At 27.2% G+C, this 22155-nt stretch carries 15 protein-coding genes and 4 tRNA genes; 4 read left to right on the top strand and 15 right to left on the bottom strand.

From position 1 onward, the window contains the following. Positions 1-67: 67 nt before the first annotated feature. Both AAHM83_RS01350 and AAHM83_RS01345 read right to left on the bottom strand, forming a co-directional pair. Positions 68-139 (bottom strand) — tRNA-Val (locus AAHM83_RS01350). Between the two features lie 62 nt (positions 140-201). Then, positions 202-274, bottom strand: a tRNA-Lys gene (locus AAHM83_RS01345). A gap of 109 nt (positions 275-383) precedes the next feature. Between AAHM83_RS01345 and infA the strand changes: the two genes are divergently transcribed. Further along, on the top strand, positions 384-644 hold the full coding sequence (gene infA, locus AAHM83_RS01340) for a translation initiation factor IF-1 (protein ID WP_342262223.1): 261 nt from the start codon (positions 384-386) through the stop codon (positions 642-644). Positions 645-686: 42 nt separating this feature from the next. Further along, on the top strand, positions 687-1844 hold the full coding sequence (locus tag AAHM83_RS01335) for an aminoacyl--tRNA ligase-related protein (protein ID WP_342262222.1): 1158 nt from the start codon (positions 687-689) through the stop codon (positions 1842-1844). A gap of 62 nt (positions 1845-1906) precedes the next feature. On the opposite strand, the gene AAHM83_RS01330 is transcribed toward AAHM83_RS01335, so the two are convergent. From AAHM83_RS01330 to ileS, 8 genes are all read right to left on the bottom strand, one after another. Continuing rightward, complete coding sequence (locus tag AAHM83_RS01330) at positions 1907-3451, bottom strand: hypothetical protein (RefSeq protein ID WP_342262221.1); 1545 nt, start codon at positions 3449-3451, stop codon at positions 1907-1909. Positions 3452-3502: 51 nt separating this feature from the next. Next, entirely contained in the window at positions 3503-4633 is a 1131-nt protein-coding gene (locus AAHM83_RS01325; protein ID WP_342262220.1) for a hypothetical protein, read from the bottom strand. Between the two features lie 48 nt (positions 4634-4681). Further along, positions 4682-5311, bottom strand: coding sequence for a hypothetical protein (locus AAHM83_RS01320; protein WP_342262219.1), 630 nt, complete (start codon positions 5309-5311; stop codon positions 4682-4684). A gap of 33 nt (positions 5312-5344) precedes the next feature. Further along, entirely contained in the window at positions 5345-5905 is a 561-nt protein-coding gene (locus AAHM83_RS01315; protein WP_342262218.1) for a hypothetical protein, read from the bottom strand. Between the two features lie 773 nt (positions 5906-6678). Then, positions 6679-7674 (bottom strand): UDP-N-acetylglucosamine--N-acetylmuramyl-(pentapeptide) pyrophosphoryl-undecaprenol N-acetylglucosamine transferase, encoded by a 996-nt coding sequence (locus AAHM83_RS01310; protein WP_342262217.1) that lies wholly within the window; start codon positions 7672-7674, stop codon positions 6679-6681. Positions 7675-7760: 86 nt separating this feature from the next. Next, positions 7761-7832, bottom strand: a tRNA-Arg gene (locus AAHM83_RS01305). 50 nt (positions 7833-7882) lie between these two features. Further along, on the bottom strand, positions 7883-9001 hold the full coding sequence (locus AAHM83_RS01300) for a M23 family metallopeptidase (protein ID WP_342262216.1): 1119 nt from the start codon (positions 8999-9001) through the stop codon (positions 7883-7885). A gap of 27 nt (positions 9002-9028) precedes the next feature. Continuing rightward, a complete protein-coding gene (ileS, locus tag AAHM83_RS01295) occupies positions 9029-11695 on the bottom strand; it encodes an isoleucine--tRNA ligase (RefSeq protein WP_342262215.1) in 2667 nt (888 codons plus the stop codon). A gap of 74 nt (positions 11696-11769) precedes the next feature. Here ileS and mutS point away from each other — a divergent pair, with 74 nt between their 5' ends. Beyond that, positions 11770-14094, top strand: a complete 2325-nt coding sequence (gene mutS / locus AAHM83_RS01290; RefSeq protein WP_342262214.1) for a DNA mismatch repair protein MutS — start codon at positions 11770-11772, stop codon at positions 14092-14094. A gap of 123 nt (positions 14095-14217) precedes the next feature. On the opposite strand, the gene AAHM83_RS01285 is transcribed toward mutS, so the two are convergent. Beyond that, entirely contained in the window at positions 14218-16302 is a 2085-nt protein-coding gene (locus tag AAHM83_RS01285; RefSeq protein WP_342262213.1) for a sodium-translocating pyrophosphatase, read from the bottom strand. 99 nt (positions 16303-16401) lie between these two features. Here AAHM83_RS01285 and AAHM83_RS01280 point away from each other — a divergent pair. After that, a tRNA-Ser gene (locus AAHM83_RS01280) sits at positions 16402-16490 on the top strand. A 58-nt stretch (positions 16491-16548) separates the two neighbouring features. Here AAHM83_RS01280 and AAHM83_RS01275 read toward each other — a convergent pair. The 4 genes from AAHM83_RS01275 to rlmB are packed head-to-tail and all read right to left on the bottom strand — an operon-like array spanning position 16549 to position 22075. Continuing rightward, positions 16549-17232, bottom strand: coding sequence for a hypothetical protein (locus tag AAHM83_RS01275; RefSeq protein ID WP_342262212.1), 684 nt, complete (start codon positions 17230-17232; stop codon positions 16549-16551). Between the two features lie 44 nt (positions 17233-17276). Further along, positions 17277-19628 (bottom strand): alanine--tRNA ligase, encoded by a 2352-nt coding sequence (alaS, locus tag AAHM83_RS01270; protein WP_342262211.1) that lies wholly within the window; start codon positions 19626-19628, stop codon positions 17277-17279. A 27-nt stretch (positions 19629-19655) separates the two neighbouring features. Beyond that, positions 19656-21365 (bottom strand): ABC transporter ATP-binding protein, encoded by a 1710-nt coding sequence (locus tag AAHM83_RS01265; protein WP_342262210.1) that lies wholly within the window; start codon positions 21363-21365, stop codon positions 19656-19658. Positions 21366-21370: 5 nt separating this feature from the next. Beyond that, positions 21371-22075 (bottom strand): 23S rRNA (guanosine(2251)-2'-O)-methyltransferase RlmB, encoded by a 705-nt coding sequence (rlmB, locus tag AAHM83_RS01260; RefSeq protein WP_342262209.1) that lies wholly within the window; start codon positions 22073-22075, stop codon positions 21371-21373. Positions 22076-22155 lie beyond the last annotated feature (80 nt).

Here is a 22155-nt window from a genome sequence, read left to right as displayed (position 1 = left end):
GAAAAAACACCTTTTGTGTTGAATGTTATCAAAAAATTAATAAAAGAAAAAGACCACTAAAAAAACGTGGGTGATAAAGGATTTGAACCTCTGACCCTTTCGGTGTAAACGAAACGCTCTACCCCTGAGCTAATCACCCTATGAAACAAATATATCAAAACAAAAAAAACAAAACAAGTGTAAATTAAGATTTTTGAAAAGTGGGTACTAAAGGATTCGAACCTTTGACCCTCTGGTTAAAAGCCAGATGCTCTACCGACTGAGCTAAGTACCCTAGACGCTAAGCATATCAAAAAAAGTTTTTTAAAGCAACCTCTTTTTGTTTTTAATAACAGATATTTTTAATTTGTGCTTTTATTGTCAAAATGCTAATATAAAAAAATATGAGTAAAGACGAAGATAAATTTGAAGTTAAAGGAACAGTCTTAGAAGTCGGTAGAAATGGTCTATGCTTAGTTGAAACAGATAATGGTAAAAAAATTCAAGGTATTATTTCAGGAAAAATTAGAACATATAAAATAAAAATATTAAAAGGTGATAAAGTTACAGTGTCAATGACAAAATACGACAAAGAAAAAGGAATAATAACACATAGGGAAAAAGTACAAAAAAATTATCCTTACTCTCAACACCCAAATAAATAAAAAACAATTGAACATATTCAAAAAATAATATATATTTTCCAAATGAAAGTAAAAAGATCGAATTATTATCTTCCATTCAAAAAAGAATCTGAATTTGATGGTGCAATAGGTAAAATGATAAAAGGAGGATTTGTTCATCAAACATCTTCTGGAATTTATGCTTGGCTAAATCTTGGATTAAGATCATTAGAAAAAACAATCAAAATTGTTGAAAAAGTTCATGAAAAAAATGGAGTTATAAAGGTTTTGTCTCCAATGCTTCAAGAAGGAACGCTTTGGGAAAAAACAGGAAGAGATCAAACTTTTGGCAATGAAATGCTTAAAATTTACGATAGAAACAACCACAAATTTATTTTTGGACCAACAGCGGAAGAACTTTTTTGCTCTTTATTACAATCTTTTCAATACAACAAACAAACCTTTCCACTAAAACTATACAACATTCAATGGAAATTTAGAGATGAAATAAGACCAAGATTCGGAATAATAAGAGGAAGAGAATTTTTAATGAAAGACGCTTATTCTTTTCACAAAGATAAAAACTGCCTATTAGAAACTTACGAACAAATGTTTTATATTTATAGAGAAATTTTTACAGAAATAGGATTCGAACCAGTCACTCTACATGCTGATGTTGGTCTTATGGGTGGTTTTATGAGCCATGAATTTTTAGTGCCATCGGAATTTGGTGAAACTGAACTGCAATTTAAAAAACCTGTCTCAAAATCAATACAATGGGAAGAAAAAGATCACGCCTACGAAGCCTCTTCAGATGTCAAATATGCTGAAATAGGACATATTTACGCTTTAGGAGATAAATACACATCAGCTTTCAAATTAAACTATCCAGGCACAAAAGAAGCAATGATGATGGGATGCTATGGAATAGGAGTTTCAAGAATTGTTGGATTAATGTTCGAAAAAGAAAACTTAGGCCCTATTGCACCATTCGATGTTACATTAATTTCAATTTCTAATGATGAAAAATGTAAGGAAATCGCAAATAAATTTTATGATAAATATGATGATATAATTTGGGACGATAGAGAAGATGTTTCTATTGGATCAAAATATTCTGAAGCCGATTTAATAGGTTCTCCATTGCAAATAATAATAGCACCCAAAGAGCTAGAAAACGAAGAAGTGATAATAAAAAAAGATGGAAAAAAAAAGACAATTAAAATTAGCGAAATTTTTTGAAAAAACAATTAGACAAACAATATAATAAAAATAAGTAATAACAAGAAGAGATAAAATAAATTTTAAATAAAATTTTGTGTTCCACAATCAGCTTTTAACATTTGTATATTTCTTTGATATTCAAAAACATAAACTAAAGAATTTCCAAAGAAAAAACCAGAACATAACAAAGAAAGTCCAGCAAAAAAACTCACACCATTAAGCAAATAACGGCCCTTCGATAAAATATAAACATACCAAATAAAAGACCAAAGAAAAAGAGCAGAAGCTAAACCTAAAGAACCAAAAACATAAAGAGCCTTATAATTAAGTTCGCCCACTCTTTTATTTCTTAAAAAATTTACAATAGATATATTTTTAAAATTTGAAAAAGAAGCAATAAAACGAGATGTCTGATCTTGTTGAATAATATCTTTGAAAAACAACGTAGGCCCAAGAATATATTTTAAGAAGCCAGCCCCAAGAAAACCGCCTAAGAAAAAATTAAAAAATCCACCAAAAAATTTAACAGCAGGATGACCACATCTATAACAAGATCCAGCCCAATTTGCACAAAACATTGAAAAAAATAAAATTGAAGAACCAATAACAATAGATGAATATAAAACAAGCGGTATATTTATAAAAAAACGAAAATCCCCTGCAAAGGTATCAAAATTAAAGCTTTTAAAAGAATAATTACATGATTTAGATAAAGCAGTAGACGAATAAACACTAACATAACAAAAAACATTCTGATCTATTTTATTAGGAACAACACAATACAAAGATCCATTAAAATAAATTAATCTAGCACAAGCCTGTGTTTTTCCAACAGAACAAAAATAAAAACATTTCTTATCAGCGTGCTGAAATGCAACAAAATTTTCTCCAAAAGAGTCTTTAGCATAGCCTAAAACAATGGCATTTTCTTTAAAAAAATCAGGAATCAAAACACCACCTAATTGGCGATAACAAAAAATCAAACTACCCTTAATATAAGGAAACCCATTTTCTGCATTTACAGTGCAACCACAAATTTTTTTATTACATTCCAAACAAATACAATTCGAAATCGGTTGAGTAACCGAAGAAATAAAAAAGCTTTTTTCATTATCACTTAAAAAAAATTCTGAGCCCAAAATCCTATCTAATAACGCTTTCATTCTTTGATCAATTTTGTTCAAACAATTTTTATATCGATTAAAATAATCCTCAAAATAAGGGCTTGGATTATTAGTAAAACACAATGAATGTTTAAGCAAAGCAACAGCACAAACAATTTGAATATGAGTCTCTTCGAGTGCAAATATTTTTTCAAAGCAACTTTTAAGACCCCATTCATCAAGAGTTTGTGTATTGAAAACACAGTGATTTATCTCTTTCAGTTCTTTTACGATTTGGCACAAACCTTCCGAAGTAAGCTTGTTTTGTTGGCCCCCAAAAGGCTCATGTTGTTGATCAGAAATTATTCCAAACGCTGGAACAGCAACTTCTTCAGCATAATCTATCCGCCCAGGAATTTTTTCTTGTGAGTTTAAATAATACATCTCTTCTTGAGGCCCAAAAGGACTTTTATTAAAACAAGTAAAAAACAAAATAAAATTCAAAAGTTTTTTATTAAACATGAATTCACAATATAAAAAAATTAAATAAAAGAAAATAGCATGAAAAAATGATCATCTAATTGTTTGCATAGGTAAAGAGGAAACTCCTTTTTGGTTTAAGTAATGATTTAAAGTTCTATCAAGAGCATTATCCTTCATTATTTGAGTATTTCCTTGAGAAGAAGCAAAATTTATGTAATTTGGAGTTGATTGGTTTTGCAAACCATTAAAAAATTGAGAACCATAATTTATCGCTTCATTGTTTGAACTTTGATTAATCTGACGTGATAAAACAGATATATTTTGAGGTCTTTCATTACGTTGTTTAAAAATATTACCAGATGCATCCGTTACACAATTAGAACCAAGTGATTCAAAAAGACCAATATATTTCATGTTTCCACTTATAAGACTATAAAGAAGATTAACATTGCCTTCACATTTAAGTATTAAATAAGAAAATTGACCAGAGTCTTTAGTTGCTGTTACAAGAGATAAAGGAACTAAAGTAAGAGTTTGCCCTGTTTGTCGTGCAGGAACAACATAAAAATATCTTGATGTTGATTGATCAAAAACAAAGATACGACTATCATCGTTTACTGCAATTTTTTTTTGTAAAGTTCTTAATTCACCATTATTAGAAACAAGAATAAAATTAAGACTAGCCTTATCATAATAACAAGATTCTGATTCAAATAAACCAGGACCATTTTCGTTGTTTGAAATATTTACTCTGTCTAGTCTTTGAGGACCTTTTTCTGTAAAACAAGAAAAAAAACCATTAACAAATCCATATTTTCTATCACTGTTGCTTTTTACCTTTTGTAGCTCGAGCTCAAGTCTTGCGCGAGTTAATTGATCATGCAAAAACTGAAGATTATTTGAAGAGTAATTATCTTGTCCTGGCTGTTGAAAAGAAAGAACTCCACTTCCTTGCCCCTGAGGCATTACAACAGGAGCAGGAGGCATTCCGTATCCTTGCCCCTGAGGCATTACAATAGGAGCAGGAGGCATTCCATATCCTTGCCCTTGAGGCATAAAAAAATTATCCTGCAAATTTCCCAATGGAACAACTTCTTCATTTTGTTGATCAACAAAAGGTGAAGAAAGAAAAGTTTGCGTGTTACCATATGCATAATTTCCGAAAGATGATGCTACTGTTCTGTAACATCCCGCCATTAAAATAAAAACTGAGTACTTCATGCTTTTATTTTAACAAAGAACGATTAATTTTCCATTAGTCAACATAACTTAATAATCAATAAACTTAATAAAATAAGAATTTCCTCTATAAGCATATGACATTGTCTCTATAAAAAACGGAAATATAAAAATGATAAATAAAAAGAAAGATAACAAATGGCTTTCAAAAAGAAAGATATAAATTAAAAGCGGTTTTTTTTCGTTGTAAATAGACCAAAAAACAAAAGTATAAACAAAAATTAAAAATAAATATGAAAAAATAAAAAAAAACAAAGAAAAACAAAAATATATAAATTTAACATAAGAAAACATAAAATAATTAAAAGAAAAACCGCTATTGATTTTTTTAATAGATTTAAACTTTTTGCTTTTAATATATTGCTCTTTAAAAAAAGAAATTCCAAATAAACCATAATAAATACAATCTATAGAAAACGGCAAAAACAACAACATTAAAATAATTGAAAAAAAAAGAGAAGAAGAATCATGAAAAAACAATGAATAAGTAAAACCAACAATTAATAAAAAACAAATAAAAGCCAAAAGAGCAAAACCAAAAAGAAAAAGTTGATAATGAGAAATAAAATATAACCAACCACTTGTTTTGAAAATTACTTTATCTCGCTTTGAAGAAAAAAAATAAGACAAAAGAAACAAAATAAAAGAACTTAAGATCATAATAACATTTTATGAACTAAGTGTAAAAATTTTTTAAACAAGAAAAAATGACTTTTTGAAAACAAAGTTGTAAATAAAAGAAACTAACCAAAAAAAATAAATAACATTTGAAAAAAACAATAAACAAAAATAAAAAGGATTAATAAGAATATAAGAAAAAACAAGAACAAATAAATATAAATTTGATAAAATTGAAAACATAAAAAAGAATAAACTGAAAAATTTACTAATGAACCCCAAAAAAGCAGAACCTTCCCAATATGATTCTAAGATAAAAAGATAATTAACAGCATCAATAAAAAACACACTAAAAGCAAAAAGCCCAATAAGCATAAAAAAGAAAGAAAAAACACATAAAGAAAAATTTAATGAAAAAATTAAATCAAAATATAAATAAAATAAATAATAAATTATTCCCCAAGAAACAGTAAAAATACATAGACCTAAATAGGCAAAAAAGAAAAAACCAAACTCCTTCAATTTGTTTTTAAAGGAAAATGGCATTATTTCAATAAATATATTATGAAAAATATATAGTCCTGATGAGATTATTAACACACCCAGCATCGATAATGTGCTTAAAATTATATTCATGAAGCTATTATATAAAAACAAAGTCTATTTGACAACAGTGTCTTTTACTGTAATTTTAAAAAGTTTTTTTTTGCAAAAAATCATACTAAATTGATCAAAAAAACATATAAAAACCCTTAAAAACAATATCAAAACAATAAAAAACATAGCAATATTTGAAAAAAAATTATCATTAAAATGATTCACAAAACTTGGGTTATAAACTAAAAAAAGAAAAAACCAAAAACAAAAAACCACAAAAACAATAGGAGTCAAAATAAAATTCAAAACATGAATGGCTTTAAAAAATTTAAAAAAAATCTTTTTTTTATCAAAAAAAGAAATAAAAAACATATTATAATAAAAAAGATCTAAGCTTGTGAAAAAACTTATTAACAAAATAGGCAAAACACACATCAATAAAAAACAATAATATAAAAAAATCGATTTCCAAAAAAAACAATATATCCAAAAAAACGAAAAAATTAAATAAAAGTTATAACTAATTAAAATAAGTAAAAAAAAATGTAAAAAACTAAAAAGAAAAAAATTAATTCCGCTTAAATATCTATAAAAATGAAAGAAAACAGGATAATTTGCGCTAAATTTTGAATTTTTTATATAAAAAACATGATATCTATAAATACATGTAAAAAAACATAATATTGAAGAAAATAATAAAAAATATCTTTTCATACGCTAAATATTATCAAATCTTTTATTTAGTGCATATTATTATTAATTTTTCTGTTTAATAAATTAATAAACTATTAACGGTTCATGTTTGATAATTATCAAGATAAATGGCTTACTATATTTGCTTTTCCATCAAAAACAAAAGAAGTTGAAATATTGGCGCATGTTTGAGCAAAAAACAATTCGTCTGTGTATAATTTCATAAAAAAAGAAACCAACTCTTTGTATTCACCTGTTTGACATCCGCCAAATTCCATTAAATTTTTTGCATTTATTTCTTGATGATTCTCAATTGCTTGTTTCCACGGAACTAAAAAACAAGGCCTACCAATTGATCCTATCTCAGAAAGAGTGTTTGCTCCACATCTTGTTAAAATTAAATGGCTTTGCTTAAAAAGAACTCTTGTATCAAAGAATTTCTCAGCTTTTAATGATTTAAACTTAAATTTATCTAAAAAACTTAAATCTTTTTCTGTTTGTATATTCAATGTGATGTTTGCAATTATTTTTTCATTCAAAGATTCTGCAAAATATACAATTAAATCTTCCCAATAGGAACTACCTAAACTTCCTCCTATTATAGATATTACAAAGTTTTCTTTTGAATGTTTTATAAATGAAAATTCAAAACCAGATCTTATTGGAGCACCGGTTAAATAAAAATTAGAATTAAATTTTTTAAAGTTTGTAATCGGAAAAACATAAAAAACTTTATGTGCATAATTTATAAAAAATCTATTTAAACGCGTTACAACTGAATCTAATTGTACTATAAAAAAATTTTTCAATAAAATTATTGATGTTAACATTGGAAATAAAGAAACATATCCACCAAAAGATATTGTTTTTTTTATTTTAAACTGAACAAAAAAACATTTAAAAAAAAGATAAGGGGATAATAAAAAAAATTTCCAATTTAATTTTGATATAGGTAATATAACAACCTCATTAAACTCTTTGTTTACATATTTTATTCCTCTTTGATCTGTTATTAAGATTGTGTAGTAACCTTTTTTTCTCAATTCAAACGAAAGAGCGCATGCTGGAAAAACATGGCCTCCTGTTCCACCAGCTGATAATACTATTTTTTTCATAAATAAAAAAACCTTACATATAAGTTACATTAAATTTAAATAAAAGCCTAATTAAAAAAAAGAAAATTTTAATTGAATTTTAAAAGTGCGCTTTGCAGGATTCGAACCTGCGACCTGCGGCTTAGAAGGCCGATGCTCTTCCGCTGAGCTAAAAGCGCTTATGTCCATATTATCATAAAAGATAAAAAAAAACAGATATAATTTTCAATTACATAACTTTATTTAATTCTTTTAAAAATTTTAAAAACAACTCTAATTCATTTTTAGATAATTTTTTATAATAAAAAAAATTAAATTTTAACGGATTTACAGGCTTATTATTGATTCTCACTTCAAAATGCAAGTGAGGTGCCGTAGAATATCCAGTTGAACCAGATAAACCAATTAACGTGCCTTTTTTTACTTTTTGACCTACTTTTATGTTTTTAGATAATTTAGATAAATGGCCATATAAAGTTATTACTCTTTTAGTATGTGCAATTTTTATACAATTACCATATCCTTTTATCCAACCTTTAAATAAAATAACCCCATTGTAAGCTGCATGAACAGGAGTTCCTGTTGGGGCCCTTAAATCTATACCAGAATGTAATTTTTTTGTTTTCCAAACTGGGTGTCTTCTATAACCAAATCTGGATGTTACTATGTTCTTTATATTTAATCCAAAATAATTAGAAAAACTCATTTTTTCCACAGAAAAACCTTTTTTATTAACAATAATATTATTAAAAAGAATACAAAAATCTTTTTGATGCTTTTGGTTAACAAACACAATAGCATGAACTTGAAAATTTAAAGTTGAATATACAACAATAATTTTTTTATATTTTTTATAGTTTCTTTTTTCTTTGGGTAATTTTTTTATAAAAATATATATATTTTCTAAAAGAGGTTTTGGCAATTTGTAAATATCAAAATCTGATTTAGGGTCTAAATTAATATTAGATAAGGTTGGAGCTTCATCAACTATGATGTTTTTTTCAAAATCCTGAAAAACAATTTCAATTTTTTTTCCACTTCCAGAAAAAGAGATTCCATCAATGTTTCTTCCGTTTTGAGTGTTTATATATAATATTTCCACTTTTGCTTTTGGGTCATGCCAATCTTTAGGTAAATGTTTTTTTAAAGTTTTTTCTAAAATTCTTGCTTCGTAACTATTAAAGCAACGAGCTACCTCTCCTATTAAAGAATCCATATTAAAAGATATAATAGACATTGTTTTTATATATCTTTCTTTCTTTATTTCTTCTATTTTTTTGAATTTTGTGGACAAAATATAATTTGTTTTTAAAGTTAAAATCAAAAAAAAACAAATTTTAAAAATCATCCTCCAGCCCCTATATTTTTATTTATTTTAATTGTCTAAAACTGAAAAGCATCTTTTGCATAAATTTTCATCAAGAGAGTTAAACAAAAATTTACATCTTTTACATTTTAAGCCTTTTATTATTTCAACTTGAAAAGCTTCTCCATAAACAACTTCTGAGACAATCAAAATTTGCTTAAGCTCAGTTAAATCAATATTAGTATCTGTTATAACAACTTTAACTTCATGGCTAGTTGTTATCAATTTTTGTTCTCTTAATGGTTCGATTTGCTCATTAACTTTTTTCTTAATATCTCTTAATTTTTCTATATAATTATTGCTATTTTCATTAAAATAATATTCAGGAATTGTTTCTTTCTCTTGCAAATGAATTGACTCTTTGTTGTTAATTGATAAATCATTTTCATTATTATAGGTTTCCCAAGCATTTTCCATAGAATATGGCATAAAAACTGATAAGTATTTTAATAAAATTGGAGTCAATAATCTAAATAAAGAAATGACAGCTCTTCTATCATAATTATTAAACTCTTCACAATACAAAGTATCCTTTCTTACATCAAAATAAAATGAAGATAAATCTTGAGAGCAAAATTCATATAAATTATTTATAAAATTATTTAAGTAAAAAGATTTTGTTATTTCAGTAAAACTTTGATCTAACTTATAAACTTTATGCAAAATCCATTTTTCTAATGCTGGGAGTTCTTCGTATGGAACAGATTTTATTTCTTTGGAAATTGATAAGTTTCCCAATAAAAATTTAATTGTGTTTTTAAATCTAAAAACCATTTCTTGAGCATGTTTAATGCTGTTTTCTGAAATACTGATATCTCCAGCCAAATTTAAAGATGAAAAAAACACTCTTAAAGTATCAATATCCCAACTTAAAGGAGAAATTACATTGCCTAAAGATTTAGACATTTTTTGCTTAGATCCATCCAAACAAAATCCATGGGTTACTAAGTTTTTCCAAGGAGCTGATCCATTTAAATTTGCTGCAACCAATAAAGAAGATTGAAACCATCCTCTGTGTTGATCTGATCCTTCAAGATAAACATCTGCTGGATATAAATTTTTCTTTTTTAAAACAAAACTTTGAGTAGACCCCGATTCAAACCATATATCAACAATATCATCAACTCTTTGCCATTCCTCATCATTATATGAATCATCAATATCTGAAATTTTAACAGAACTCCAATTTTTCACTCCAATTTTTTCTAAGTGTTTACGAGTTTTTAATAAGAATTCAGCATCTCTTAAAACAAAATCATTTTCTTTGTTATAAAAAATAGATAAAGGAATGCCCCAAATTCTTTGACGAGAAATACACCAATCATCACGATTAGAAAGCATTGATATGAATCTATTTTTTCCTTCTTCTGGAAACCAATTTAACTTAGGATCATTTGCAACTTCTAAAGCTTTTTCTCTTAAAGGTGCCATGTTTAAAAACCATTGCTTGGTTAATCTATAAATTAAAGGAGCTTTGCTTCTCCAAGAATGAGGATAAGAATGTTTAAATTCTTCATGTGCGAGACATAAACTTCTCTCTTGTAATAGATCAACCATTAATTTATCTGCTTGCTTTACATGAACGCCTGCAACTAATGGCACGGTTGATTTAAATGCACCGTTTTCATCTAATAAATCTTCTATATTTAAATGTTCTTTTACCCCTAAGTCAAAATCTTCTTCACCATGTGCTGGAGCGGTATGAACAAAACCGGTTCCTTTCTCATGATCAACATGATCACCATGAATCATTCTTCTAACTTTATTTTCAGTGTTAAATTCTTCTATACAATGTTCAACAATAGCCCCTTCAAAAACAGAACCTTCAACGCTTTTCCAAACGTTAACTTCACTGAATAAATTTTTAATTTCCTCAAAAAGCCTAACTTCACAACAATATTTCTTATCATTAACTAAAAAAATAATATATTGAAAATTTTTATTATAAGCAACTGCTTCATTTGCCGGTAAAGTCCAAGGAGTTGTCGTCCAAACGAGAACGTTAACTCCTTTTAAAACCTCGTCGTTTGATTTAACAATTGGAAAAGAAAAATAAATTGAATTAGAGGCTTTTTCTTTGTATTCAACTTCTGCATATGCCAAAGCTGTTTTTTCCACGTAAGACCACAGAACAGGTCGATATTTTTTAACAACATAATTAGAAGAAACGAATGAATGAATACAATCAATAATCCCAATAGACTCTTCTTCATGAAAAGTAACATACGGATTATCATAATCACCTAAAACACCTAATTTTTTAAAACCTTTTTTTTGCTCTTCAATCCAATAAGAAGCAAACTCCAAGCATTTATCCCAAAAATCCTGCTTAGACAAATCGTTTTTATCAATACCGTCTGCTTTTAATTTTTTTTCAACAGCATTTTCAATGGGCAAACCATGAGCATCCCACCCCAAAACATATGGAGTTGAATAGCCATGCATCCAAAAAATACGATTTAAAGAATCTTTCCAAATTTTATTTTCAGCGTGTCCCATATGAATTGGACCATTTGCATAAGGAGGACCATCATGAAGAACAAAAGGAGTTGCATCCATGTGCATTGAATCACGTTTTTTATTTAAATTAATATTATCCCAAAAATCAATAATTCTATCTTCAAAATCTTTCTCATAAATATTAAAATTGGTTTTAGGTAAAAAAACATTATACATATCTTAAATTGTACAAAAATAAATTAAGTAAAGAAATGGTTAATAAAAATAAAAATTAATAGTATTTTAGTGTTATGTCAACCCCTATTATGCAGCAATATCAAAAAATAAAATTAGAATATTTAGATTGTTTATTATTTTTCAGACTAGGTGACTTTTATGAAATGTTCAACGAAGATGCAAAAATTGCAGCAAAAGAGTTAAATATAACTTTAACAAAAAGAGCGCATAAATCTGAAGATATACCAATGGCAGGAGTACCATTTCATACAAGCGAATATTATATATCTAAATTGGTTAAAGCTGGATATAAAGTTGCTATTTGCGAACAAATTGGATCTGAATTAAATAAAGATAAAATTATTCCAAGAGAGGTCGTTCAAGTTATAACAGCTGGAACAATAACGAATGAGTCAATGCTTGAAGAAAAAAGAAATAATTTTTTAATTAGTATAGAAGAAAAAAATTTAATCGTTTCAATTGCATGTTTTGATATTTCAACTAATGAATTTTTTGTTGAAGACGTTGAAAAAATAAATTTAAAAAACGCACTTGAAAAATTAGACCCAAGTGAAATTTTAGTTAATCAACTTTTGGCAATACAATTAAAAGAACAAAAAATTAATCAAAATAAAATTACTATTATTCAACAAAAAACCCAAAATCAATCGGAAAATATTATCAATAATTTTTTTAATCTTCACTCTTTGAAATCTTTGGAGTATTTAAACGAACAAAACAAAATTACTATTGCTAACATATTAGAATATATAAAGCACACACAAAAACAACTATCTTTTAATATTAAGCTCCCTATTAAAAAACATGAAACAGATGAGGTTCAGCTTGATTTATTTACAAGAAAAAATTTAGAAATAACAAAAACATTACAAAATAATTTTCAAGGCTCTTTATTATGTTTTATTGATCAAACAGAAACCTCTCAAGGAGGAAGAAAAATATATAAACATTTAACTAATCCAATTAACAATATAGAAAAACTTAATCAAAGATATGATAACATTGAATTTTTTAAAAAAGATAATAATATTTTAAAAAAAGTGAAAGAAATATTAAAAGAAATTCCTGATTTTGAAAGAATTTTAAGCAAAATTATATTAAAAAAAGCATCCCCTAATCAAATTTATAAATTAGCAACAGGAACTAATAAATTATATGAGTTATGCGATTTTCTGAAATATAAAATAGATAAACATCCTGAAATTTTTAATCAAATTTTACAAGCTTTAAACGAAGACGCTCCAAATAATATCAATTCAGATGATTCTTATATAAATGAAAATTATAATCATGAATTAGATGAATATAAAAATTTTCTGAAAACTCTTTATAATCAATTAGATGCTCTTCAAGAAAAATACCAAAATCAAATTAAAATAAATAATTTGAGAATTAAAAAAACTCCATTAGGTTTTTTGGTTGAAATAAATCCATCTTTGCAAAATAAATTGGATTGTTTTTTTGAATTAAAACAAACATTAAAAAACGCTCTTAGATATTCAACGAAAGAATTAGATGAAATAAATTTAAAGTTTTTATTAAGCAAAGATTTTATAAAAAATAAAGAAAAAGAGCTTTTTTTTGATCTTTGTAAAAAAATAGAAACAATTGCAGAAGATACATATATTTATTCAGAAATATCTGCAAACATAGATGTTTTTTCGAATTTAGCTCAAATTTCAAATGATTTTGGTTATAACAGACCAATTTTAACAAAAGGCAATGAATTTGAAATTATTGATGGAAAACATCCAATTTTAGAAAAACACTTTAAAAACAATGGGCAAATTTTTGTTGAAAATGATTGTAACTTATCAACTCATATTATGTTAATGACAGGACCAAACATGGCAGGTAAAAGCACGTATTTAAGGCAACAAGCGATAATTTGTTTACTCGCACACTGTGGTATGTTTGTTCCTTGTAAAAAAGCAATTATTGGCACTGTTGATAAAATATTTTCAAGAATTAGTACTAACGATGATCTTCTGCAAGGTAATTCGACTTTTATGTTAGAAATGATAGAAATGGCATTAACTATAAATCAAGCTACTTCTCGTAGTTTTTTGATTTTAGACGAAGTGGGTAGAGGTACATCTGTTGAAGAGGGAGAAGCTTTAGCTCGATCAATTTTAGAGTATGTTTTAGAAAAATTGAATTGTAGAACTATTTTTGCTACTCATTATTTATCTTTAGGAAAAATTAACAATTTAAATTTGCAAAAAAAAATGATGAAAATTATACCAAACCCTTTAACTTTTACTTATAAATTATCTAATGGTGTTGCTGATAAATCTTATGCTATTGAGGTTGCCAAATTAGCTGGTATGCCTGTTGAGATCATTCAAAAAGCTGAATTTTTTATTAAAAACATTTAAAAAACACTTAAAAAATGATTAAAAAACGTTAAAAAAAGCTCAAAATTTAGTTTAAAAACAATTAAAAAACTTAAATTTTAATATAAAAAAAACAATATGATACCTTGTTTTACAAATTCATTGTTATTTTACAATATGAATGATTGAATTTTTTATAATTGTTAAAGATGGAACTGTAGATACTTTTATTATACTGAAAACTATTATCATTGCAAAAATTCCCACTAACTTTATTAATGGATTTATTGCTGGACCCGCTGTATCTTTGTATGGATCTCCTACTGTATCTCCAATAACTGCTGACTTATGAATCATTTGCCCTTTTTGTCCTTTTGCTTCTATGCTTTTCTTTGCATTATCCCAAGCACCACCTGAAACTGTCATCGCTATCGAAAAAACAATTCCTGTTAACGTTACTCCCATCATATATCCACCTAATGATAAAAATGCATTTTCTAAATTTGAAAAAAAGTATTCGCTTGTAAAAAGGCTTAGAATTGATACTATCGGCAACAAAGATGGAATTATCATTTCTTTTAATGATGCTTGTGTTAAAAGATCTATTGCTTTATTATAATCAGGTTTATCTTTTCCTTCCATTATTTTTAATGTTTTGAATTGCATTCTAACTTCTTCCATTATTGCCATACTAGCTCTATTAACTGAAAGCAAACAAAATGAAGCGAAATAAGAAACAATTGCTGCCCCTAAAAAGAAACCTATTAATAAATGTATGTTGTTTATTGTTAATTCTGTGATATTAAAATTATCTGCTAGAGATTTTGAGTATAAACTATTTAAAACAAAAGCTGCTAATCCTGCTGTGAAAACCGCGTATCCTTTTGTTGTTGCTTTTGTCATATTTCCAATTGCATCTAATTTATCAGTTACTTCTCTTACTGAGTTTTCTAATCCTCCCATTTCTACTAAGCCACCTGCGTTATCTGTTACTGGTCCGAATGCATCTAATGCTAAAATTACATGACAAACTGATATCATTCCTAAACATGCATATGCTACTCCTCTTGTTTGGTGAATATATGAAGCAATGAAAATTGTAGATATAATTGCTAATAAATTAAAAAAAACTGCTCCATATCCAACTGAAAGACCTTGAATTATATTATTTGCACTTCCTTGTTCTGATGCTGCAACAATTCCATCTACTGGTTCAAAACCGCTACTTGTGTAGTATTCTGTTAATGGCATTATTAATGATGCTGCATAAAAACCACAAATTGTTGAAAGTATTATTTCCCTTATTTCTTCTATATGACCAAAAAAAGCAAATAAAACAACTGATAATGTTATAGAAGATATTATAAAGGTTTTTATAGATATTCCTAAAGATGCGAATTTATCTGTTTCTTTAAACGACCAACCTGTTAACAACACTATCATGCTTGCTATGCTTCCTGCTGCTAAAATTGTGAAGATTAAATTTAAATGAGTTGTTAATAATTCTATTTTTTCTCTTTGAACTAACAAAAAAATTGCTCCGCTTACTAGCACTACAAACGTTTGAAACAAATCTGCTGACATGCCACAAGCATCTCCTACATTATCTCCCAATGCATCTGCTATCACAGCTGGATTTCTTGGATCATCTTCTGGGATTCCTTGCTCTACTTTTCCTACTAAATCTGCTCCTATATCTGCTCCCTTTGTGAATATTCCTCCTCCTATTCTTGCAAATACAGATATCAAAGATGCTCCAAATCCAAATCCTATAAATAATACGGACAAACTTTTGAAATTACTTATTCTTGCATAGATATATAGTAAGTAACAAGATAAAAACGCTATTCCACTTACTAACACTCCAATTATTTTTCCTACAGAAAAGGCGGCTAGAAAAGCTTCTTCATACCCATTTTTTGCTGACAATGCTACTTTTACGTTATATGTTACTGAAAAATACATCGATAAAAATCCTGCAACCCATGATAGTATTGCTCCTGCAAAAAAAGCTAAGCTTACTTCAAAACTAAGACAAAAATACAAAAGAACCATTATTATTGCTTCCACCACTAAAAGTACTTTTAATTGCGAAAATAAATACGTTATTCCTGCTGATTTTATTATATTTGAAAGATCTTCCACTTCTTTATGCTTTATTACTTTTAAGTTGTTAAGATAGGTATACTCTTTTAGCGCAAAAAGAATCATCGCTACAAAAGTTCCTGATATAAAAATATTTGAAATCATGATCTTTTTCTTTTATCATCTTTTTTTTTTATATTCAATGTTGTTTTCCGTTTCTTTAAAAATTTGATTTTTATTTTTTTATTTATTATAATTAAGTTTGGATGGGTGGCTGAGTGGTCTAAAGCACCAGACTTGAAATCTGGCGAACGATCTTCATCGTTCCGAAGGTTCGAATCCTTTCCCATCCGCGTTTTTTTTTGCTTTTTATTTTTATTGAAGTTTTTTTGTCTATGCTTAAATATTTAGCTATGATTTGGTTATTGAAATTGAATTGACCGCTAGTTCATTGCCAATTATTATTTTGTTATTAATTTTTAAATAACCGCCTCTTGTTTCTTTCATTACTAATTTTGATAATTTTTCATTAAAAGATGTGTTTTCTAATACTGTTATGTTAAATCTGTCACAGGCTGTATACATTATTGATAATATGTCTGACCCTAATTTTCTTTCAGGTGTTTTCTTTGTGCCTACTCCTAAAACAATTTTTGAAGAACCTGATAACGTTATTTTTCTATCGTTTAAAAAACATCCTTCTTCTTCTGCACAATAAAAAAATTCATCTAAAAATGGAATATAATAACTTATACTCATAATTTTTTCTTCGTTCATTAATGCAATACTTATTCCCCAATGGACTAAATTATTTGCAAAATTTTCATAATTATCTATTATTTCAACGTTCCAATATGTTTTTTCTATTCCCTCGACTAACACGCTATCTTTTGAATATATTCCGTAACTTTTATTATGAACTAATAATTCTCTTTCTACCCTTTCCATACTTCTTTTTATGCTTTCTAAGTAAAATATTTTTAATTTTTTTGCGTCTTTGATAAAACGAACTTCTAAATAATCTCTTTTACAAAAACTTGAAACATGGTAAATTATTTTGCTCTTTAATTTTTTTATTATGGAATGTGGAAACATCGTTTTATTCTATATTATGTTGTGTTTTTTCACAATGTGCTCTATTAGGCGATTGAATTTATTAGCTCTTTGAATAATGGATCTAAATTTTTTTGAATTTTTCCTCCTGTTTGGGCAAACTCTGGGTTACCTCCGCCACCGTTTGCTTCTACTATTGATGATATTTTGTTTACCAAATCTTTTGCGCTATAATCTTTCGCTTTACTCATGATTTTTATGTTGCATTTATTGTTTTTTTCTATATATAAACAACAAATATCTAATTTATATTTATTTATTAAATCATCAATTTTTTCATCTTCATTTCCACTTACTAATCCAATCGTTAAACTTTTTATTACTGCTTTATTTTCTAATTTTGATTCTTTTTTTTCTTGTGTTAATTTTTTAACTGAATTTATAAAATTTTCTTTATTACAATTTAACATGTTGCATGCTGTTTCAAAAATTTGGTCTTTTTCCTCTAAATATTCTATATATGCTTTTCCTGCTACTCCTTCAAATCTTTTGACTCCTGCTTTGACTGTTGTTATTTTTAATATTTTGCATTTTATTATATCTTTTGCATTTTTTACGTGCGTTCCACCGCAAAGTTCTAATGAATCGCCTACTTTGACTACCCTTACTTTATCTTCATAGTCAAAAAATGCTTTTGCTCCTATTTTTCTTGCTTCATTTAATTCCATTTGCATTATTTTTGTTTCTTTTTCTTCTTCTATTATTGTGTTTATTTCATCTTCTATTTTTTTTAAATCTATTTCTTTATTCGGAAATGAAAAATCTTCTCTGAATTTTACATCGCTTACATATGAGCCCATTTGTTGAATTCCTTCTCCATAAATTTTTTCTAATGCAAATTGCAGTAAATGAGAACAAGAATGATGCGCTTCTATTTTTTTTCTTCTTTTTTTATCTATTTTTTGATGGCATTTTTGATTTAATTTTATTTCTCCTTCCAAAAGTTCATATTCATGAAAGTAAACTTTATTGTGTTTTTTTGTGTTTATTATTTTAACTTTAAAGGTTTCGCCTGTTATTTCTCCTGTGTCTCCTATTTGACCTCCTCCTTCTCCATAAAGAACTGTTTTATCGAAAATCAAATATTTTTCTTCTATTCCTATTAATTCTGCTTCTGTTTCTGATTCTTCTACAAAAATTGTTTCTTCGTAATTTACTTCTAAAATTTCTTTTTCGTTTTTTTTTCGAGATTCTTCCATTAAGGTTTCAAAACCTTGAAAATCACCTGATCCTTTTCTTTCTTTTAATAAATCATAGGTTATATCTACTGTTAAACCGTATGTATCGTGTAATGTAAAAATGTTTGCTGCTGTTAATTCTTTATTTTTTTTGAACATATCATCAAACTTTTTCATTCCCTCATTAATTGTGTTTTCAAAACTTGTTTTTTCTTTTTCTAAAATAGGGAAAATTACTTCATAGTTAAAATCATATAAATCTTTCCAATCGTTATACGTGTTTTTTATCACTTCTTCTAAAATTATGTTTTCAAAGGTATAGAAAGATCTCAACATTCTTCTAATTAATCTTCTTAAAACGTATCCTTCTTGGCTTGGTCCTGGCTTTATTCCTTCCATTATTAAATTTGATGTTGATCTTAAATGATCTAAAAATATCTTACTATGTGCTGTGTGCTTTTCTATGTTTAAATGTTTTATTGGATTTTTGAAAAACGCAATTTCATAGTTATCTGTTTTTCCTTCTAAAATTGATGTAATTCTCTCCAATCCTATACCTGTATCTATACATGGAAAGTCTAAGTTGAAATTTTTTTTGCCATCATTACAAAATTGAGTGAAAACCAAATTCCAAATCTCTAAATATCTATCTCCTTCTTCTAGCGTCCCTTCTGCTTCTTCTAGATCATAAAAAATTTCGCTGCAGTATCCCCATGGACCTATATCTCCCATTGTCCAAATATTCGATGTTAATTTTGTTACTTTTTCTTCGTTTACATATTTTAACCAAAAATTTTTTGCTTCATTATCATCTGGGTGAATTGTTATATAGAGTCTGTTTTTATCTAGTTTTAAAGTTTCTGTTAAAAATTCCCAGGCATAATCTATTGCTTCTTTTTTGAAATAATCTCCAAATGAAAAATTTCCAAGCATTTCAAAGAAAGTGTGGTGTCTTTTTGTGTATCCTATTTCTGATAAATCATTATGTTTTCCGCCTACTCTTAAGCATTTTTGCGAATTTGCTAAACGTTTACTTGGTGGGGTTTCTTCGTTTAAAAAATATGCCTTTAATGGAGCCATTCCTGAATTTATAAATAAAATACTTTTATCGTTTTTAGGCAATAATGACGCACTTTTTATTATTAAGTGTCCTTTTTGTTTGAAAAAATTTAAAAATTTTTCTTTTATTTCTTTTAACATAATATTAGGAATATTATATTGTTTTTTTTACATTAAATCCATTAACTCTGAGTATAATCCTTTTTCTTGGATTAATTCTGCATGACTTCCTTGTTGGACTAATCTTCCTTTATCAAACACCAAAATTAAATCTGCGTTTTTAACGGTTTTTAATCTATGTGCTATTATGAACTTTGTGCATCCTTTGGTTATATCTGAAATACTTGTTAATATTTCATATTCTGTTTTTGCATCTAATGCCGAGGTAGATTCATCAAACAAAAATATCTTTGCTTGCCTTAATAATCCTCTTGCTATTACCATTCTTTGTTTTTGTCCTCCTGAAAAATTACAATCTTTCCCAAAAACAGAGTTATATCCATATCTTAATCCATTCACTATACCTGTTAATTTTGATTGATCCACTACTGACACCACTTCTTCTAATTTTTTATCGAATGATCCATATTTTACATTTTCCAAAATTGACCTATGAAATAAACCAACATCTTGCGGTATAAATGCAAAAGCTGATCTTGCTGATGCAAGACTACATTCGAAAATATTTTGACCGTCTATAATTATTTCTCCTGATGAAGGTTTAATTAAACCTAATAACAATTTAAATAGAGTGCTTTTTCCTGCTCCTGATGTTCCTACAACCGCTATTGTTGAGCCACCTTTTATATAAATTTCACCATCTACTCCAAATATTCTTTGAGATTGGTCGTTCGGTGAATGACAAATTAGATTTCTTATTGTTATATCTCCATTACCTATTTCAAAAATTTTCTCACGATTTTCTGCTTTTGGAATTTCTCTATATAACTGAGAAATTGAATCATTTATTTGGCCACTTACATCTGTTATATCGCAAAAATTTTCATTTAAATCGTCCAATTGAAAATACATCTCTGTTAAGTTTGTAAAAAGTAACAAAAAATTACCTGGTGTTGCTAATTTATTTGCATATAAAACAGAAAAAGAAGATATTAGAAATACAAAAAACAAAAATGTGTTTAAAGAGTTGATCTTAAAAAAAAGAAAATTATTTTCTAATTCTATACCTAGCACTTGAGTTGAATTTTTTTTACTTTCTTCCTCTTCATATTCAGACGTATTAAAGGCTTTAACCGTTGTTATGTTGTTAAATATATCACCTAAGTACATTACAAAATCATTTTTTGTTGAATATAATTTTACAGAATATTGGTATGATTTTTTTACAAAAACAACACAAATTATTACCCAAATAACTATCCAAAGACATAGAATCATTCCTATTGTTTTATGAATTAGGAATCCTGATCCTAAAATTGACATTGAAACTGTGCAGGTTTTCCAAAAAACATCTTTTAAAGAAATTAAAAGTTCTTCTGATCCTTCTGATAAATTTCTTAGCGAGTTCAACAACACATTTGAAGATTTTTTATGATAGTATTCATATTTATATTTTAACATTCTATCTAAAAACATATCGTATATATATTTTTTTATTTTTGGCAACAGATTAAACTGATAAAAACTTTTATATCTTCTTACTGATTCTGCCATTATTAAAGATACTATCAAAAATATTATATATGTCCCTTTGACCAATTTTTCTTCGCCTGTTGGACCTGTGTCCACTGAATCTACAAGTAACTTCAAATAAAGCGTTGACGCGTATTTTACTATACTCATAAAAAAATTCAAACCTAATAATACTCCTATTGAGCCATAAAAAGGTCTTAGTATTATCCAAAATTTTTTGTTCAATTTTCTTATCCTCCTAAAAATTTAGACACTATTATTCCGGATGCCACGGATACATTTAAAACCGAAAAATCCTCTTTCGTACGAATACGAATTGTATAATCACATCGCTTTTTAGTCAAGTCCCGCAACCCTGCTCCTTCTTGACCTACTACGACTACGCTTCTATCTGCTTTTTCCCAATGAGACTCACCTCTATGGTCTAATCCATATATTATAAACCCTTCTTTCTTTAAAAACATTAAAGATGTTGCTAAATTTGTTACCATTATGACATCAAAACTTTCTAGTGCTCCTGCTGTAGCTTTTACTAATGCTCCGTTAAATGGTGCACTTTTATTGTTTGTTACCAAAATTCCGTTCGCTCCTAAGGCTTTACATGTTCTTATTATTGCGCCTAAGTTGTGAGGATCGTTTAGTAGATCGCAGGCTATTAAAAAACTTTTTCTTTCTTGCTTATTTGTCCAATCTTTTAACGAAAAAAAATTAATTTGGCTTACTTGCATCGCTATTCCTTGATGCTGACTTCCATATTTTTTATTTAAAAAATTATTATCTACGATTTCTATTTGCGTTTTTTGAAAATTTTGACTATTTCTTAATAAATTTTCAACTTTTTCTTTATTTTGCATTAAAAGCTGTATTTTAAATATTTTTCTTGATCTATTTTTTGTTATAGATTCTAATACATGCCAACCCCACACCCACAACATTAGAAACCTCCTTTTTTTTCTGCATTTTTCATTCTTTTTTAAAGAATTAATTTGACAATAATGATTTTTTAATATAAAAT

Source organism: Alphaproteobacteria bacterium endosymbiont of Tiliacea citrago, assembly GCF_964031065.1.
Classification (GTDB): Bacteria; Pseudomonadota; Alphaproteobacteria; order CAJXXZ01; family DAHXLG01.
This window is presented reverse-complemented; position numbering and strand designations above follow the sequence as displayed.

Coding starts and splice junctions, on each gene's coding strand:
- infA (WP_342262223.1), top strand. CDS start 384: ATGAGTAAAGACGAAGATAAATTTGAAGTTAAAGGAACAGTCTTAGAA.
- AAHM83_RS01335 (WP_342262222.1), top strand. CDS start 687: ATGAAAGTAAAAAGATCGAATTATTATCTTCCATTCAAAAAAGAATCT.
- AAHM83_RS01330 (WP_342262221.1), bottom strand. CDS start 3,451: ATGTTTAATAAAAAACTTTTGAATTTTATTTTGTTTTTTACTTGTTTT.
- AAHM83_RS01325 (WP_342262220.1), bottom strand. CDS start 4,633: ATGAAGTACTCAGTTTTTATTTTAATGGCGGGATGTTACAGAACAGTA.
- AAHM83_RS01320 (WP_342262219.1), bottom strand. CDS start 5,311: ATGATCTTAAGTTCTTTTATTTTGTTTCTTTTGTCTTATTTTTTTTCT.
- AAHM83_RS01315 (WP_342262218.1), bottom strand. CDS start 5,905: ATGAATATAATTTTAAGCACATTATCGATGCTGGGTGTGTTAATAATC.
- AAHM83_RS01310 (WP_342262217.1), bottom strand. CDS start 7,674: ATGAAAAAAATAGTATTATCAGCTGGTGGAACAGGAGGCCATGTTTTT.
- AAHM83_RS01300 (WP_342262216.1), bottom strand. CDS start 9,001: ATGATTTTTAAAATTTGTTTTTTTTTGATTTTAACTTTAAAAACAAAT.
- ileS (WP_342262215.1), bottom strand. CDS start 11,695: ATGTATAATGTTTTTTTACCTAAAACCAATTTTAATATTTATGAGAAA.
- mutS (WP_342262214.1), top strand. CDS start 11,770: ATGTCAACCCCTATTATGCAGCAATATCAAAAAATAAAATTAGAATAT.
- AAHM83_RS01285 (WP_342262213.1), bottom strand. CDS start 16,302: ATGATTTCAAATATTTTTATATCAGGAACTTTTGTAGCGATGATTCTT.
- AAHM83_RS01275 (WP_342262212.1), bottom strand. CDS start 17,232: ATGTTTCCACATTCCATAATAAAAAAATTAAAGAGCAAAATAATTTAC.
- alaS (WP_342262211.1), bottom strand. CDS start 19,628: ATGTTAAAAGAAATAAAAGAAAAATTTTTAAATTTTTTCAAACAAAAA.
- rlmB (WP_342262209.1), bottom strand. CDS start 22,075: ATGTTGTGGGTGTGGGGTTGGCATGTATTAGAATCTATAACAAAAAAT.